Origin of the sequence: Acinetobacter sp. YH16056_T (assembly GCF_024605895.1) — a bacterium.
Lineage (GTDB): Bacteria > Pseudomonadota > Gammaproteobacteria > Pseudomonadales > Moraxellaceae > Acinetobacter > Acinetobacter amyesii.
In genome coordinates, this window is record NZ_CP094545.1 from 3079915 (window position 1) to 3096031 (window position 16117).

Below are 16117 nucleotides of genomic sequence, written 5' to 3' on the forward strand. Positions count from 1 at the left end.
TTTTTTGATGCCAAGATTTTTATGCCAAAAAGTTCTGAACTCGCATTAGTCATACATCGGTCTGTTGTCATTGACACGGATTAAACCTTTAATCGCGCGATACACAATCCATAACCAAGACAGTCCGATCACCGTGACGCAGAAGGTACTCGCTCCCAGTGCCACACCCGCAAAGGCATTGGCATTATTGCCAGTAAAGAACAGAAAAATAAAAGGCACGAAAGCAATGATATTCCAAATGAGATACCACCAAAACGTACGGATCTGCCAAGTAAAATGGCTTTCAAAAATCGTACCACGCACATCACTGCGTTTGACGTAATTGATAATCAGCGCGAGGACCGCAAGCAAGCCGGCAGAAAAAATCGCCACAATATAAAGAATATACAAAATAATCGTGAGCAGGCGGTTTGGATCTTTATCAATAGAATAATTCATTTCGCTCTCCGTCATGATGATTTTGCGGATCGTTCCACCCTAAATATGTAGGATATTAAATGGTGAAATTAGCCATAAAATCAGTAATATGTTAAAGGCTATAGTACAGAAATATATTTTTCGAAACGGTTCTTTTTGTGTTTTATGCCGCAAACGTTGCTGAGCCAGCCATGCCGCTGGCCACCCACCTAAAAAAGACAAAAGATGCAGTGTATTTTCTGGCACGCGTCGATTCCCCATTTGCGCAGCTTCTTTATCCTGCGCATAGAACCAATAGGTCAGGACATTGATAATACTCACAAAAAGCAGCACCATGCCACTGAGTAAACCCGCCACAGACAAGCCCGCCAAGGCGAGGATATACATAATGCACAAGATTTGCATCGGCTCTGCCTGACGCGGCATCTGCACCACATTTTTTTTATTGGGACGTTGTGCAGCTTTGGTTTGTGAGGCTTTTAAATAATGCACTTGCTGCGCACGAAAGCGTCCGCGTTCGTCTAAGATCACAGCATAATCCAACGCGCAGCCCACGATTGGTCGTGGGCCGGGACGGGAAAAGTCTTTAATGTGCAAAAATACGCGATCTTTGGTGCTATCGTTCGGTTGAATGAAGCCGTAGCCCTTATCATCAAACCATTCTACTAAGCGTCCTTGATCACGCATGCTTTTCCCTCTCGTTGTTTTTAAAATTTATGCTGTGACGAATTTTAATCGTTCAATCAGCATATTACGCATTTCAGCAGGGTTTTTCTGCAAAATATCATCACCTGTACGGCCTTCTGCCGCATTTTTCTGTGCCACCTGTAAACGCATCATCCAGAAACGACCTGCAGCCATTGCCAAATATAACTCTAGACATGATTTTTCATCTGCGGTTAATGGGCGCACGCTTTCATAGGCATTTAAAAAGGCAATGGCTTTGTCTTCATTCAAATGCACATCCGGATATTCAGTACAAAAGTCATTTAAAGTAATAGCAATATCAAACAAGAGTTCGTCTTTATTTAACTCATAAAAGTCTAAAATGCCGTTGAGTTGATCGCCTTCAAATAGAGTATTGTCACGGAACAGATCAGAATGAATAAAACCGGTAGGACGGTCTGGATACATCGCCGTTAAGATGTCATATAAGCCCAACAGATTGTTAAGTAACGTGGTATCTGCTTCATTTAATATTGGACGAATATCACGTGAAACTTGTAACCAATAAGCATGATCACGATATTCTGCACGTTCCAAAGGGAAATCTTGTAAAGCCACATGCATTTTCGCTTGGGCTACAGCAATCGCTTCTGCTTGCGCTAAGCTCGCAGGCATGGGATGTTGACCTTGCATGCGTGGCGCAATCTGTGCAGGTTTATCCTTTAAGCTATGAATCGCTTTACCCGAATGATTCAGCGGTACAGGCACAGCTAGACCAGCCTGCCCCAAATGTTCAAGTACAGGGACCAGTTCCCCTGCACCTTGCTCGTCCATCTCTTCAAAAACAGTTAATACATACTGCGTGCCATTTTCGCAAACAATAAAATAGTTGGTATTTTGAATACCGCCTTGAATCGGAATCAGGTCAATCACCTCCAGTCCATAAGGTGCTGCAAAATCCTGAACTTCCTTTAAAGTCAAAGTGGTATAAACCGACATAGAAAACCTGCGAAAAAACTTACATATTTTTGATAGAATAACCGCTCCGACTACTAAGGTGTAGCATCTAAGTCGCGAAGTTTCATAATCGGCTGTTATTTTTGGAAAAAATTATGCTTGCTAAACGTATTATTCCTTGCCTCGACGTGGACAACGGTCGTGTAGTGAAAGGTGTTCAATTTCTTGATATTCGTGATGCAGGCGATCCAGTTGAAGTTGCACGCCGTTATAACGAACAAGGTGCGGACGAAATTACCTTCTTAGACATTACCGCAACCTCAAATGGTCGTGATACCACTTACCGTACGGTAGAGCGTATGGCTGAGTCTGTATTTGTGCCATTAACAGTCGGTGGTGGCGTGCGTAAAGTAGAAGATATCCGCCTGTTATTAAATGCGGGTGCGGACAAAGTTTCGATTAACTCTGCGGCTATTTATAACCCTGAATTTGTACAAGAAGCCTCTCAGCGTTTTGGCGCACAGTGTATTGTGGTTGCTATTGATGCAAAAAAAACTGGCGACAATAAATGGGAAATTTTCACCCACGGTGGTCGTAAAGAAACCGGTATCGATGCCATCGAATGGGCAGTAAAAATGGCGGACTTCGGTGCAGGTGAATTACTCATCACCTCGATGGATGCTGACGGAACCAAAGCCGGTTATGACCTTGAACTGATGCGTAACATCAATGACCGTGTGACCATTCCAACCATTGCTTCTGGTGGTGTCGGTAATCTCCAACATTTGGCCGATGGCATTTTAAAAGGTGGCGCAGATGCGGTGCTTGCAGCCTCTATTTTCCACTTTGGTCAACACACCATTCCTGAAGCGAAAAAATATCTTGCAGAACAAGGCATTGAAATGCGTCTTTAATTGATTCGTTTTCAATGAGGATTGAAAAAGAGCGATGATTCGCTCTTTTTTTGCTTTGGTGTTTTTGATGCAACGCCATGGAGTTGTAGCAGCGAATCGTCAATTTAATTCATCCACTATAGACATAAAAAAAGGAGCCTTGTCGGCTCCTATAAACCAAGAAAAACTACAGCACTTGGTCTGATACTTAAAACAAATGAAAAAATATACATAGCAACTTCATCAATCAACTCGTCGTGTACAAGCCTTTTGATGATTTAAATATAGGGCATTTGCACTGCATTTGATTGACAGTAGATTCATAATTTGTTGACAAATTGCGACAACTCAATTGGGTAGAAAAGCTTGTTGTCACAACGTACAACGCTTTCACATTAGACCGTTTCAAGAAGTGCAACTGGCTTTTCACGCTCAGCGACCCACTTTGCAGGAAATACCCGATTGACCCAGTGTGACAATGGTTTCGCAATCGCTGTCGGTAGTAACACACCCAATGGGTTCTGTTCCTGTAATTTTGCCGAGGAGATCACTCGAGTCCCTAAAATATAATCAAACCACGGCTTAGTCACACACCAATTGGCATCCTGATTTGAGTTCATATGGTGGTCATAGTGCCATGGAATCTTTTTCATCGCCCACTCTGGCTCAAGATGTGCGCGACGATGGATATAATAATAATTCCCTGCGCAATACAGCACAGACAAACTCATTCCTTTGGAAATGGGATAAAACAGCGGGACAAATACCGCTGAAACTGCCACCAGTGACAATATTTCATTTTTCGTGCGCCAGTTCTGTACACCTTCAACATAGCCATGATCATGAAAATCTGTTTTTCGAACTTCACGATGATGTTCCCAATGTGATTTCATGCTTTTCGGTACTGGACTAAAACGTGGCTTGCCTGACCGATGTGTCCCATGCAAAACATATTTATGCGCGACCCATTCAAAGGCATTGGCGACGACCAACCCTGCAATAAAACCTTTTAACATGACCAATATCTCCTTTTCTTAGCTCCACTATAGGTAATGAAGAGGGCTAGATATTGACCGTTTTTTTTAATATTATTGACAAAACACGACAAAATTTAGAATTAAAAAAATATGCAACAACTCAAGGACTATACAGGATCGGTCTATGGAGGACTGGGCCATTTGCTCTATGCTTATCACCAAGCTCAAGGCATTGCTATTCCTGAAAAACTGAATAAAGTTCAAAACTTAGAACGTTTTGATTATGCCGTTTGGCGTGATTTATTGATGGATTTAGATCAAAAGATCCAAAAGCCAGCGCTGGGTTTAGAAATTGCAGAACATGTGCAACCCAAACATATTGGCATCATTGCGTATATTGCCCTGTCCTGTGAAAACTTAGGCGAAGCGCTGCTCCGCTACCATGATTTTCATCGCTTAATCTTCGATGGTAGTCCATTGCTGATTGATATTCAAAATGATTTTTTCTCGATCGGTTGGAATGATTTACCCATGAATATGGCCAATCAATTGACCGATGAAATTGCGATTGCCTTAATGCTGCAGTTTCTAAAATTATTCATGCGTTTTGAAGATATCAATTTACACGAAGTGCATTTTCATAATCCTGCACCGAAAAATGTCGCTCAGTATGAACAATATTTTCGCTGTAAAGTTCGATTTTCCCAAGAAAAGTCGAAGGTTATTATTCCCATTCAAGAACTGTCTCGCCCCTTTTCCCAAGGCGATCAGACCTTACAAAAACTGTTAATGCAACAGGCACAGTCTTTATTGGAAAAGCTGCCGAATACCACGCAAATCGACCAACGCTTACAGCAAGCCATCTTAATGGGTTTACAAAAAAATCAGTTCCAAATTGAACATGTCGCTACTCAACTGAATCTGTCCGTCCGACAATTACAACGCCATTTACAACAACAAGGCAGCACCTATCAGCAACGTATGCAGGAGGTCCGCTGCATGATGGCAGAAGAATTTTTAAGAGACCCGCATTTAAGTTTGCAGGAAATTGCTCTACTGCTGGGTTATTCAGAACAGAGTGCGTTTCAACGCGCTTTTAAACAATGGCGAAACTTGACCCCACAGCAATGGCGCTTATCGCAAATTGAAGCAGTAAGTTAAAAATGTGACACAGTTATCATTTTATATATTGTGATTTTCAGCAAAATCCATTAAATCTATGCATATTCGATAAATGAATAAATATTTAGCAGAACTGATCGGTACATTTTGGCTGGTCTTTGGTGGTTGTGGTAGTGCGGTCTTGGCTGCGGCCTTTCCTGAACTTGGCATTGGCTTCGCAGGCGTGGCACTGGCCTTCGGTTTAACGGTGTTAACGGCTGCTTATGCGCTGGGTCATATCTCAGGGGGACATTTTAACCCTGCCGTGAGTATCGGCTTGTGGGCCGATGGTCGTTTTGAAGCCAAAGAACTAGCACCCTATATTATTTCTCAATTGCTGGGTGCAACCCTCGCCGCATTTATTCTATTCATCATTGTACAAGGTCAGGCCGGATTTACAGGAGTCGGCGGTTTTGCCACCAATGGCTATGGTGAATTATCTCCAGGTAAATACTCTATGCTCTCAGCGTTAGTCATTGAAATTGTGCTGACGGCTGGCTTCCTGATTGTGATCATGGGAGCAACGGATAAACGTGCTCCTGCCGGATTTGCCCCAATTGCGATTGGTCTTGCGCTTACATTGATCCATCTGATCAGCATTCCCATCACTAATACTTCGGTCAACCCAGCGCGTAGTATGGGTGTGGCATTCTTTGCTGAAACTGCTGCGCTATCACAAGTTTGGCTATTTTGGGTAGCCCCAATCATTGGCGCGGTGATTGGTGCGGTCATCTATAAACTGATGGCAAAAGACGCATAAATAGAAAAATACGCCACAAAAAAAGCTCACAATCTGTGAGCTTTTTTCATTCATCCCGAATTGAGTTTTGCTTCCTTCGACAGCCGGTGAAACAACATTAAAGAAATGGATTTTCCACTTCGTTGTCTTCACCGCCCTGCACTATTTTTTCAGCTAAGTTGGTATCCGCCTCAAGCGTTGTCACCACATCATTGAAAAATGCCTGTAAAGCTTTCGCTGCAGCTAAACCTGCTTGGTCTTTCGTCACCTGTAAGTTGCCATAAATATTAATTCGATCTTGGCCATTTTCTAGTGTTAAGTCATGAATTGCATGCGACGCAGTGTCATTTTCAAATGCTTTGAACATGATGGATATCCTTCTTTTTTGTTGTAGTGATGCAGCAATAGAAATACGTGAAAAAGATTTCAACTGCAAGCAATGATCCTCTTCATCGCTCGCAGTTCAGCGCTATTATCTACTCAATTATTTCAAAATCTGTAGCAGATATTGCAGAATTTCTTCAATCAATTGTTTGACCAAGGCATCTTGATTGTTGTCATTTTCACTGCTTGCCATGGATGTCTCTCCCACAGAACCACCACTCGATTTAAACTCTTTTTGCAAACTTAAAATCTTGTCTTCTGCGACATCTGCAGCACACTGGCTTTCAGCATCCCAATGCAAATAAGCGATATCTTGATTTGCTTTTACTTGGGTGGCTTTGAGTGGCAAACGGTAGGTATTACGCTTTTGGTCTTCAGTTAATTCTGGAAAGAAATTAATTCCAGTCAGTTCTTCTAGCGCACAAATACTCATGACTTTGACTGTCGGTGCCGTATCACGCAAGGTATTGTCCGCATAGTACACGCCTGCAACACCTTTTTTCGGCAAATAGATCGCCTTATAAGTAGCGGTCGGCACGATGACCCCTTGCCCGATGGTTTTTAATTTTTTCGCACTATATACCGGCCCCGTTACCACATAGACATCTTGCTTTTGTTTGGTCACTATCGCCCGTGTGGCTTCTTCTAACTCACGCCACACTTGCTGATTATTTTTTGGAGCTTGCGGCACCATATTGGCCAAAGAAAAACTATCTAACTGCGCAGCTTTATTGGGCATATCGGCATTTGGCGCCATGTGTCCACGGTCATAGCCTGAAGATTTATAGTCTGACAGCAAAGCCCGATATTCAGACGGCACGCGAGTCTCTTCATGAAAGTTATCTTCACGCGGAATTTTTTGACTCAGGCGTGCGGGGGTTAATGCTTCTGCAACCCAAAGCGGTGTCTTGGATATCCCTGAATACATGACATTAAAGCCATTAAAACACAGTGGAAAACTGTTTTTATGTAGGCTTTCACGGACCAAATAAGGTGGCACTTCACGGTAAAACTGGTCCAAACAGGCGCTATTTGAAGTGCTGCTCATAGAAACAAGTTGTTGAATTTTTTCTTGCCCGAAAGCAATAGCAAAGCTTCCTGTTGCCACCAGACCCAACAGCACTTTTATGCCATTTTGCCCAAATAACTGTGAAAGTGGATTTGCTGAATTGCGTTTCTTTTTGACCATGACTTACAACAATGACTTTTAAAAGGACTATTTTTCCGCAGCTTAGCAAGGGTGCATATTTTAGTACACTTTTCTTTTTTAATTTGCTTAACAATCACACAAATATTGTTTAACAAAGCAGCAGTTGATGTAACTTTATGTCGCAGTTGTGCAGTTCTTTATAGGAGGTCATGAAGCAGTTGCGTATGTTTCATTGAATTCGCCTCAAGAATTATGACAAGGTAAAAATACGAAAAATTGCGATAAAAATATACGGAGTGATTATGCATTCTAAAATTTTAGGTTTAGGTTTAATTTCAGGTTTAATGAGCGCAGCAGCATTTGCAGAGCCGCCGATTCAACCCGGTGACACTTTAGAAAGCTTGTCTAAAGTCAGAATTGTGACCACTGTGAATGGTCAACCCGGTTCTATTCAGGACTTGGTATCAAGTGGTCAAGTTCAATTGCTTGAAGCACCTGCCGGACAAGTCAATGCCGCTGCAACAGAACAGCCCTTAAACCCTGAACAGGCTCAGGCAAACCAAATCGATCCGAATGCCCCTGCAGTCCCTGCAAATGCTGAACAAGCCGTGACTGAAGCGGAAAATGCACTCGCAAATGAACAACAAAGTGTAGCTGCTGCACCTACAGAGCAGTCCGTTCCAACTGAACAAACAGCAGTGGCCAATACACCTGAAGCCGCGGTAACTGAAGCACCTGTGGAAACAGCACAGCAAGCACCTGAAGCCGTATCAGCGGATAACAACGCTGCACCCGTCATTGCCTCTTCTGCAGAAGCGCCAGTGAATGCCGATAGCGCATCGGCTGCATTGCCTGAAGCTCCTCAAGCACAACAAGATGCTTTTATGGCAGCACCTGAGACTCAAAGTGTAAATCCTGCAGATGCATCAATTCAAGCCAACCCAGAAGCACCTGTTGCTGACGAAGCCATCCAAGCTGCGCCTGAAGCCTCTGCAGATGTAGACGCGACAATCAACTAATCAGCGTATTTTCAAGGATCAAATAACGCAACATCTTCATTCTGTTGTTTTGCTCGCATACTCCTCCCAGGAAAAAGCAACAGAATGATCTCTATGTCTTTGGACTAAAAAGTTTAATTATTACAGATAAAAAAAAGCCAGAATTGATCTGGCTTTTTCGTGTCTAACTTTTAAATCTATGCCTAAAAGTTCAATCTACGTCTTAAATTTCAATCTGACTGCCCAACTCAACCACACGGTTGGTTGGAATTTGATAAAAATCGCTGACTGGACTGGTATTTCGCTGCATAGAGATAAACAGCTTTTCTCGCCAAGGTGCCATGCCTTCACCCAAGGTATGAATAATACGGTCTCTGGAAATAAAGAAACTGATTTGCATTAAATCAAATTCAAATCCCAATTCACGATACGCATGCTCCAAAGCGGCAGGAATATTCGGCTGATCTTTAAACCCATAAAACATCGTGATTCGATAGAATCGATCATCTAGTTTTTCCGTGATCACCCGCTCATTTTCGGGTACAAATGGCACATCTCGGGTGTTGACCGTAACCATAATATTGCGTTCATGCAGAACTTTGTTGTGCTTGATATTATGTAACATAGCATGAGGCACGATCTCAGGCGTTCCTGTCAAGAATACGGCATCACCTGGAACAAACTTGGTTTCACTACCCATGCTAACACTGCGAATAAACAGGTCAATAGGCAAAGCATCTTTACCGAGCCGATTGAGCACCAATGCCCGTCCATCTTTCCACGTCATTAAAATCGTAAACAATACCGCACCAATCAGGATTGGAACCCAACCGCCCGCTGCGATTTTTAATGATGTCGATGCAACAAAAATCAAATCAATCAATAAAAATGGAACTGCAAAAATCGCCACTTTCCAAACCGGCCAACGCCATAAACCATAAGCTAAAACTGAGATCAAAATCGTACCGCAGAGCATGGTCATGGTCACAGCTACGCCGTACGCACTGGCCAAATTCGCACTGTTTTCAAACAGCAAGATCAAGATCAGCACCGAGATAAACAATGCCCAGTTAATAAATGGTAAATAAATCTGACCACGTTCAACTTCAGAGGTATGTTTCACTGTCAAACGCGGCAAGTAACGCAATTGAATCGCCTGATTGACCATAGAGAATACCCCTGTGATCACCGCTTGAGAGGCAATCACCGCGGCCGCAGTTGCCAAAGCAATCATTGGATACAGTGCCCATTCAGGAATCAGCATATAGAATGGATTGGCTAAAGCTTCAGGATTACGCAGTAGCAAAGCACCTTGACCCGCATAGTTCAACAGCAAGCACGGCATCACCACAATAAACCATGCCAAGCGGATTGGGAGTCGGCCAAAATGTCCCATATCGGCATAGATTGCCTCACCACCCGTCATCGTCAAGATAACCGCACCCATAGTCAAAAATGCAACATAAGGCTGCTGTACCACAAAATTGAAAGCCCAATGCGGACTGATCATGGTCAACACAAATGGCGTTTGCGAAATACTCCATAATCCAAATCCGCCAATGGATAAAAACCACATGAGCGTCAATGGACCAAAGAATTTACCCATCGTGCCTGTGCCATGGCGTTGCACTAAAAATAGCCCCGCCAAAATACCAATCGATAAGGGTTGCAGCCATTGGTTAAACATCGGCGTCGCAATACTTAAACCTTCAATCGCAGATAACACGGAGATTGCGGGGGTAATGATCCCATCACCAAAGAACAAAGATGCCCCAATAAAGCCAAGGGCGATCAGGTAGATTTTTTTGTTTTCGGCAATTCGTGTGGTTCGTAGATTCAAGGCCAACAGCGACATAATACCGCCCTCGCCATTGTTATCTGCACGCATGATGATGCTGACGTATTTAAAACTAATCGTCAGCATGATGCACCAGAAAATCAGGGACAGAATACCCAGCACAGACGCTTCGCTAATCGCCAAGTGTGCTGTGAGGAAACATTGGCGCAGCGCATATAACGGGCTCGTCCCAATGTCTCCGAATACTACGCCCAAAGCTGCCAAGGTGATGGCAGGCAATGCGGCTTTTTGTGCAGTACTTTGCATATAATTGTCTTCAATTTAGACAGGATTTTTGCGAATCATAGCACCGCTCAAGATGTTTTTGTCTAATTCAATTGTTTCTCTTGGCAGAATATATTTTTTTCGCTATTATCCACCGCGCAAAAGGTGAAGTGTCCGAGTGGCTGAAGGAGCACGCCTGGAAAGTGTGTAAACGTTTATAGCGTTTCGAGGGTTCGAATCCCTCTTTCACCGCCAGAATAAACTGCAATGCCAAGCAGAACGAAGGTCTAAATTAATAAAATTTAGGCCTTTTTTAATTTTATTGTTCTCAATATTAAATATCCCCCCTAATTGATCTTCTATTTGTTTAGCTCAATAACTTCACAGTATTTGAGTCCTGATTGATGGATTTAAATCACACGTTTTTTTCCTAATGCATGACTTATGGATATTTTATTGGCAGCAAGAAAGACACGTTTATTTACAAATACAAATTTTATATTCTAAAGACAATTCCTTAAGCCTATGCTAAAAATAAATCATCCTCTCAATATAAGTGCTATTCAAAAAATTATTCATTAATTTAAACATCATAGAACTGAAACGCGATTACGGTACTTTTTACTTGATCAACGAAAAACTTAAAAAAACACCTTTCATATATCACTGCTATTCCGGAGAGAACATGAATAACAGCCAGAATTATGTTAAGCAGATCAAGAACGCCAAACGTGGTGGCTATACCCCAACCCTTGCCAAAGATATCAATAAACATAAAATTCAAAAAGCACAGCGTCTGATTGACGAATGGCGAAAGCTCGCCAATGAACTCCGCCCCCAAATGCAACTGGAGATGGCATATACACTTGAAGAATGCGCACAGGATCTAGACCAAATTTTAAGAATGAAATAGCACACAACGTTCATCCATCCTATTTTTTCGCCCACATCTTGTGGGCGAAATATTACCTAATTTTATTTCTCTGGTTTTTAGAGCCAAACATCGGTCGAATACTGAATAAATCAAACGTATAAATTACATTCGATTTGCTGTTTTTTTAACTTGCGCCGCTTCAAAAAATCTGTAGAATGCATTCCACAACGCCGGCATAGCTCAGTTGGTAGAGCAACTGACTTGTAATCAGTAGGTCCACAGTTCGAATCCGTGTGCCGGCACCATTTCTTAGCCTCGCTTTTTTAGTGAGGCTTTGATGTTTTTAGAGCCGCTCTTTTATGGCTTCCTCGCGCTAATCTGCACATAACGAATCAGTCCGTCTCGATACAACTTTTCGCACAATTTTGCCGTCATCTTGATTTTGAATTGATCCACATGACTCAGGCTCATCTGACTTTGTTGTTCTTGAATATAATCGGCAAAACCCTGAAATACGAATTCGCTGATATCTTCGATCTGGATATTTTCGAAACCTGCCTGTTGCACTTGGTGTTGTAAATTTTGCTTTGAATTTAAATTTTTCAAATTCACATCTGCTGCTTTCAACAGACTTTGATATTTCAGTCGCTGTAATGAATTTAAATTCAAAAACGCATCGGACAACATTAAATAGTGAAAAGCAAAGCGCCCTTTTGAATTCAAAACATCAACGACTGATAAAAGCAATGAATTCAAATCACTATGATAAGCCGCATCAATACACAGCACCGCATCCATAGCGTTTTGTGGATAAATATTTTTTAAATTCAAAAATGTATCTTGCTGGATTTTAATCTTTGAATTTAAATTTTTTTGGATTTTTTCCACACATGCGGTTTGCAATTCGACTGCGGATAAGTTTTGAATTTGAAAATGTTCCATCCAAAAAACCAAGCTCGCACCCTGCCCACAACCGAGGTCTAAAACACGATCTGTAGATTTTAATTGAATGGATTCGGCAAGATGGAAAGCGAGTTTTTGACAGGCCGCAGGATAGGATGATTTTGCATCATCCCAATAGCCCAAATTGCTCCAAGCAAGTTCCGCATCATCTCCGAGTAGTCGACTGTTAATCGCATATTTATGGCTAGGGATGTGCTGACGAATTGCTTGAAGCCATTTCATGTTAGTAACCGAGTTGAGGGGCTACCTCCACTTTAGGTTTTAAACCCACAAACGGCAATGGTGCACCAAAAATTTCTGCAATATGCATAGCAGACGTTACCGCAGACTCTAAAATCGGCAGACCGTCACAAGACCATGAACCACAGAAGAAGACTTTACGTTCAGGGGATAAATGTCGTTGCTGTAACTCTTTATTCAGCGCCACGGTATGTGAATCCACCACTGCACGTGTCAAACTGACCGAAGAGATCACTTTTTTAGGATCAATCGGTGTCACTGGCTGCCAAGTTTGGAACACAGGGGTTTTACCCACCAAGCTCGGCTCAATGGAGTTGAGCCATACGGTAAATTGCTGACGGGTAAATTTACGGTCCATCATATAACTTAGTACAGACCAATCTTTACGCTTCGGTGGCATCACGGTTTGATCAGTGTGAATCACCAATTGACCTTGCTCAAATTTAAATTTCTTTAAGAGCTCAATATCGTCAGCAAACTGGGTTGAATCTAAAAATTCTTCCGTTTTGGTGGTTGGTGTCGCGACTACCACACGATCGAATAGATGATGTGCTCCGGCCTCAGTTTCCACCAAGACCTTATCGTTTTGCTCGTGCACTTTGGTAATTGCCGTACCACTTTGAATATTTAAACCTTCAATCAGCTTATCAACCAACGCAGGTGTACCACCTTGGATACGCAACAAGGCATCGCCATTGGTCAATTGACGCAAGAAAATCAACAACGGTTTCGCAGGCCATTCCCCAATCGTTTTCGGGTTACAGGTGCAAATGGTATACAACACAGGCATGACCGCACCATGCCAAAATACTTCTTCAATTTCATTTTTATTAATGAACTCGGCAAGCGTGATGTCCTGATTTTTTGATTTAAAAAATCGAGTGATCGCGGCTTTAAGTTGCAACATTCCTTTGACTAAACGCCAGCCATATTGTTGTAAGCCTTTACGGTTATTAATAATTGGGAAATTACCAATACGGCTACGACTGGTGGTCAACCACGTTTCTGTACGATCTTCAAATAGCCAACTGCATGCCATATAGGTACGGACTGGGAAAGTTTTAATCCCTAAATGGGTCGCCAAACTTAAGGTATTTTTCCAGAGGTGTGGATTCATCACACGCAAAGGGGCATCGATCAAGCCGCCTTCAAACTCAGTGCTGTGGCTATCCATACCACGACCCGGCAGAGCTTCGAAAATTGTAATGTTATGCCCTGCGTCTTTAAGAATTCTTGCGGTAGCCAGCCCAGCCATGCCACTACCGATGACTGCAATTTCCAATTTTCTTTTCCATCTATAAAACACAGTTTAAAAGTATGACTGATCAGAAGTTAAAAATAGCTATTAAAAAATACCAGATTCGCACTTTTTGTATGGATTTCAGTGCAGCCGTTTTTAAGTTAAATTTACAAATATTTACAGTCAAAAAGCACATAATTTAAGCTTTGTTTTTTAAACATATTTTTCTTTAAAATTTTAATTACCCTATAAAACCAAACAATTAAATTAACCATTTTTATAACTTTCGGTTTACTTTAAAGCCAAGTCTCGCTAAGATGCGCCACATAAGAAAGTGATAAATTCATCACAATTTATAAAAAGTAAAATGATATTTAAATCATGACAACTATAAATACTACAGAGCTCAATAAAAAAGCCTCTGACTGTTCAGAGGCTTTTTTTTCGGCTATTTCAATGTCATGAATTTCGCTTAAGCTTCATGCGCTAGCGCAATTTCACCAAATTTTCCGTTATTGAAATCATCAAAGGCTTGAATAATTTCAGCTTTGCTATTCATCACAAATGGGCCATAACCTTGAATCGGCTCATTTAGTGGCTCACCGCTAAGTAACAGAAATTGTGTGTCCTGCAACGCTTGTAGCTGAATGGCGATATCATCTTTGGCAAACATGACCATCGAACTGTCTTGAACTTTATGGCTTTCATTCACCACAACCTCACCCTTCAAGACCACCAAAATGGTGTTATGCCCTTCAGGTACATGTAAGGTGGTTTCATATTGAGCTTTCAATTCACCATCCCAGACATTCACTGGACTAAAGGTTTGTGCAGGCCCAAGGTGACCACCCATTTCACCAGCAATCACCCGAATATGCCCTGCACCTTCATCCATGTCTATGCGAGGAATATCTTGGCGTGTGATCGCTTGATAACGAGGCTGGGTCATTTTGTCTTTTGCCGGTAAATTCACCCACAATTGAACCATTTCAAAAAGACCACCTGCTTGAGCAAATTCAGGCGAATGAAATTCTTCATGCACCAGACCCGACCCTGCGGTCATCCATTGCACATCGCCTGTTTGAATTGTGCCGCCACCACCACTTGAGTCCTTATGAGTCACTTCACCGCTGTAGGCGATAGTCACCGTTTCAAAACCACGATGTGGATGTGAACCTACACCATGCCGTGCAGTGGTGGGATCGAACTGATAAGGTGCCGCATAATCCAAAAGCAAAAATGGGCTAATCGCCTGACCTAGACGATCATAGGAAAATAAGCTTTTGACTGGAAAACCATCGCCCACCCAGTGCATTTGCTGATTACGATAAACACCAATTACTTTTTTCATTTCTTAGCTCCTATATTCATACGATAGGATGAACATAGCGCTTATTTTAAGCTTTGAAATACTTACTGACCATCTTCCAGATAGCATTCTATATCTCAAAATTAGAACAATACTCAGACATAAAATCTGCACCTCACTCAAAACCAAGCATTAATTTCGAAATTCTAAGCTTTAAGTCATATACAACGATGAATTATCCCAATTTTATGATTGAGCTTCTCATTTAAACCCATTTCATTGTCTCATTTTTACAACTATTCTAAATCTAGTTAACACGCAGATTTCATCTGATCCTGCGTAGTTGCAAACAGGAAAGAGGACAATAAAATGGGGCAAACCTTACGTTCGTTTAGACAAAGATAATGCCGCGGTACTTTTAGTTGACCATCAAACAGGTCTACTTTCATTGGTTCGCGACATTGATCCAGATAAATTTAAAAATAATGTGCTCGCACTGGCTGCAGCCGCAAAATATTTTAATCTTCCAACGATTCTCACCACCAGTTTTGAACAAGGTCCAAACGGTCCATTGGTTCCAGAACTCAAAGAGATGTTCCCTGACGCACCTTATATTGCACGCCCAGGTCAAATTAATGCTTGGGACAATGAAGACTTTGTGAAAGCCGTCAAAGCAACAGGCAAAAAGCAATTGATTATTGCCGGTGTAGTGACTGAGGTTTGTGTTGCATTTCCAACCTTGTCTGCTTTAGAAGAAGACTTTGACGTCTTTGTGGTGACCGATGCTTCAGGTACATTCAACCATTTAACCCGTGACTCAGCTTGGCAACGTATGACGCAAGCGGGTGCGCAGCTTATGACGTGGTTTGGTACCGCGTGTGAATTACACCGCGACTGGCGTAATGATATTGAAGGTTTAGGTGCGCTTTTCGGCAACCATATTCCAGACTACCGCAACCTCATCAACAGCTATACGCAAAATACTGAAAAGAAATAATCCTTCAGTAGTAAAAAGCGGCTCCGAGCCGCTTTTTTTATACCTGATATATAAATTGACGTATGATGATTTGAATTGAAATAATTTTTC

16 protein-coding genes and 2 tRNA genes are annotated in these 16117 nt (G+C 42.0%); 8 read left to right on the top strand and 10 right to left on the bottom strand.

Annotated features, from left to right (window positions below):
* Positions 1 to 45: 45 nt before the first annotated feature.
* The 3 genes from MST17_RS14990 to MST17_RS15000 are packed head-to-tail and all read right to left on the bottom strand — an operon-like array spanning position 46 to position 2082.
* Entirely contained in the window at positions 46 to 438 is a 393-nt protein-coding gene (locus MST17_RS14990) for a hypothetical protein (RefSeq protein WP_078190495.1), read from the bottom strand.
* A gap of 39 nt (positions 439 to 477) precedes the next feature.
* Positions 478 to 1104 carry a DUF1294 domain-containing protein gene (locus MST17_RS14995; RefSeq protein WP_180025922.1) on the bottom strand — a complete coding sequence of 209 codons (627 nt, stop codon included), beginning with the start codon at positions 1102 to 1104 and terminating at the stop codon, positions 478 to 480.
* A 27-nt stretch (positions 1105 to 1131) separates the two neighbouring features.
* On the bottom strand, positions 1132 to 2082 hold the full coding sequence (locus tag MST17_RS15000) for a homoserine kinase (protein WP_180025921.1): 951 nt from the start codon (positions 2080 to 2082) through the stop codon (positions 1132 to 1134).
* Between the two features lie 110 nt (positions 2083 to 2192).
* Here MST17_RS15000 and hisF point away from each other — a divergent pair, with 110 nt between their 5' ends.
* A complete protein-coding gene (gene hisF, locus MST17_RS15005; RefSeq protein ID WP_306674445.1) occupies positions 2193 to 2954 on the top strand; it encodes an imidazole glycerol phosphate synthase subunit HisF in 762 nt (253 codons plus the stop codon).
* Between the two features lie 374 nt (positions 2955 to 3328).
* Here the strand turns inward: hisF and MST17_RS15010 are convergent, their stop codons facing one another.
* On the bottom strand, positions 3329 to 3949 hold the full coding sequence (locus MST17_RS15010; protein ID WP_180025920.1) for a hypothetical protein: 621 nt from the start codon (positions 3947 to 3949) through the stop codon (positions 3329 to 3331).
* Between the two features lie 111 nt (positions 3950 to 4060).
* Between MST17_RS15010 and MST17_RS15015 the strand changes: the two genes are divergently transcribed.
* Positions 4061 to 5071 (top strand): AraC family transcriptional regulator, encoded by a 1011-nt coding sequence (locus tag MST17_RS15015; protein ID WP_168378986.1) that lies wholly within the window; start codon positions 4061 to 4063, stop codon positions 5069 to 5071.
* 73 nt (positions 5072 to 5144) lie between these two features.
* Positions 5145 to 5831 carry an aquaporin Z gene (gene aqpZ / locus MST17_RS15020; RefSeq protein ID WP_180025919.1) on the top strand — a complete coding sequence of 229 codons (687 nt, stop codon included), beginning with the start codon at positions 5145 to 5147 and terminating at the stop codon, positions 5829 to 5831.
* A gap of 97 nt (positions 5832 to 5928) precedes the next feature.
* On the opposite strand, the gene MST17_RS15025 is transcribed toward aqpZ, so the two are convergent.
* On the bottom strand, positions 5929 to 6177 hold the full coding sequence (locus MST17_RS15025; RefSeq protein WP_180025918.1) for a hypothetical protein: 249 nt from the start codon (positions 6175 to 6177) through the stop codon (positions 5929 to 5931).
* A 117-nt stretch (positions 6178 to 6294) separates the two neighbouring features.
* Entirely contained in the window at positions 6295 to 7383 is a 1089-nt protein-coding gene (locus MST17_RS15030) for a DNA/RNA non-specific endonuclease (protein ID WP_078193159.1), read from the bottom strand.
* Between the two features lie 263 nt (positions 7384 to 7646).
* Between MST17_RS15030 and MST17_RS17245 the strand changes: the two genes are divergently transcribed.
* Entirely contained in the window at positions 7647 to 8363 is a 717-nt protein-coding gene (locus MST17_RS17245; RefSeq protein ID WP_180025917.1) for a hypothetical protein, read from the top strand.
* Between the two features lie 202 nt (positions 8364 to 8565).
* On the opposite strand, the gene MST17_RS15040 is transcribed toward MST17_RS17245, so the two are convergent.
* Positions 8566 to 10446: a potassium transporter Kup gene (locus MST17_RS15040; protein WP_078193161.1), complete on the bottom strand. Its 1881-nt coding sequence runs from the start codon at positions 10444 to 10446 to the stop codon at positions 8566 to 8568.
* Positions 10447 to 10568: 122 nt separating this feature from the next.
* Between MST17_RS15040 and MST17_RS15045 the strand changes: the two genes are divergently transcribed.
* The 3 genes from MST17_RS15045 to MST17_RS15055 all read left to right on the top strand — a co-directional run bounded on the left by MST17_RS15045 (position 10569) and on the right by MST17_RS15055 (position 11583).
* Positions 10569 to 10659: transfer RNA gene (locus tag MST17_RS15045), tRNA-Ser, on the top strand.
* A gap of 430 nt (positions 10660 to 11089) precedes the next feature.
* Positions 11090 to 11317, top strand: a complete 228-nt coding sequence (locus MST17_RS15050; RefSeq protein WP_078190515.1) for a hypothetical protein — start codon at positions 11090 to 11092, stop codon at positions 11315 to 11317.
* 190 nt (positions 11318 to 11507) lie between these two features.
* Positions 11508 to 11583: transfer RNA gene (locus MST17_RS15055), tRNA-Thr, on the top strand.
* A 52-nt stretch (positions 11584 to 11635) separates the two neighbouring features.
* Here MST17_RS15055 and MST17_RS15060 read toward each other — a convergent pair.
* The 3 genes from MST17_RS15060 to MST17_RS15070 form a co-directional block, all read right to left on the bottom strand.
* On the bottom strand, positions 11636 to 12463 hold the full coding sequence (locus MST17_RS15060) for a cyclopropane-fatty-acyl-phospholipid synthase family protein (protein ID WP_180025916.1): 828 nt from the start codon (positions 12461 to 12463) through the stop codon (positions 11636 to 11638).
* A 1-nt stretch (position 12464) separates the two neighbouring features.
* Positions 12465 to 13763, bottom strand: coding sequence for an FAD-dependent oxidoreductase (locus tag MST17_RS15065; protein ID WP_111884505.1), 1299 nt, complete (start codon positions 13761 to 13763; stop codon positions 12465 to 12467).
* Between the two features lie 430 nt (positions 13764 to 14193).
* Positions 14194 to 15072: a pirin family protein gene (locus MST17_RS15070; RefSeq protein WP_180025915.1), complete on the bottom strand. Its 879-nt coding sequence runs from the start codon at positions 15070 to 15072 to the stop codon at positions 14194 to 14196.
* Between the two features lie 322 nt (positions 15073 to 15394).
* On the opposite strand from MST17_RS15070, the gene ycaC reads away from it, so the two are divergent.
* Positions 15395 to 16027: an isochorismate family cysteine hydrolase YcaC gene (ycaC, locus tag MST17_RS15075; RefSeq protein ID WP_180025950.1), complete on the top strand. Its 633-nt coding sequence runs from the start codon at positions 15395 to 15397 to the stop codon at positions 16025 to 16027.
* The last annotated feature ends 90 nt before the right edge of the window (positions 16028 to 16117 follow it).

Bases quoted from the DNA above. Each gene is read 5' to 3' on its own strand.
- MST17_RS15000 (WP_180025921.1), bottom strand. From the start codon at position 2,082: ATGTCGGTTTATACCACTTTGACTTTAAAGGAAGTTCAGGATTTTGCA.
- MST17_RS14990 (WP_078190495.1), bottom strand. From the start codon at position 438: ATGAATTATTCTATTGATAAAGATCCAAACCGCCTGCTCACGATTATT.
- MST17_RS15010 (WP_180025920.1), bottom strand. From the start codon at position 3,949: ATGTTAAAAGGTTTTATTGCAGGGTTGGTCGTCGCCAATGCCTTTGAA.
- MST17_RS15070 (WP_180025915.1), bottom strand. From the start codon at position 15,072: ATGAAAAAAGTAATTGGTGTTTATCGTAATCAGCAAATGCACTGGGTG.
- MST17_RS15015 (WP_168378986.1), top strand. From the start codon at position 4,061: ATGCAACAACTCAAGGACTATACAGGATCGGTCTATGGAGGACTGGGC.
- MST17_RS15060 (WP_180025916.1), bottom strand. From the start codon at position 12,463: ATGAAATGGCTTCAAGCAATTCGTCAGCACATCCCTAGCCATAAATAT.
- MST17_RS17245 (WP_180025917.1), top strand. From the start codon at position 7,647: ATGCATTCTAAAATTTTAGGTTTAGGTTTAATTTCAGGTTTAATGAGC.
- MST17_RS15050 (WP_078190515.1), top strand. From the start codon at position 11,090: ATGAATAACAGCCAGAATTATGTTAAGCAGATCAAGAACGCCAAACGT.
- MST17_RS15040 (WP_078193161.1), bottom strand. From the start codon at position 10,446: ATGCAAAGTACTGCACAAAAAGCCGCATTGCCTGCCATCACCTTGGCA.
- MST17_RS15030 (WP_078193159.1), bottom strand. From the start codon at position 7,383: ATGGTCAAAAAGAAACGCAATTCAGCAAATCCACTTTCACAGTTATTT.
- aqpZ (WP_180025919.1), top strand. From the start codon at position 5,145: ATGAATAAATATTTAGCAGAACTGATCGGTACATTTTGGCTGGTCTTT.
- MST17_RS15025 (WP_180025918.1), bottom strand. From the start codon at position 6,177: ATGTTCAAAGCATTTGAAAATGACACTGCGTCGCATGCAATTCATGAC.
- MST17_RS14995 (WP_180025922.1), bottom strand. From the start codon at position 1,104: ATGCGTGATCAAGGACGCTTAGTAGAATGGTTTGATGATAAGGGCTAC.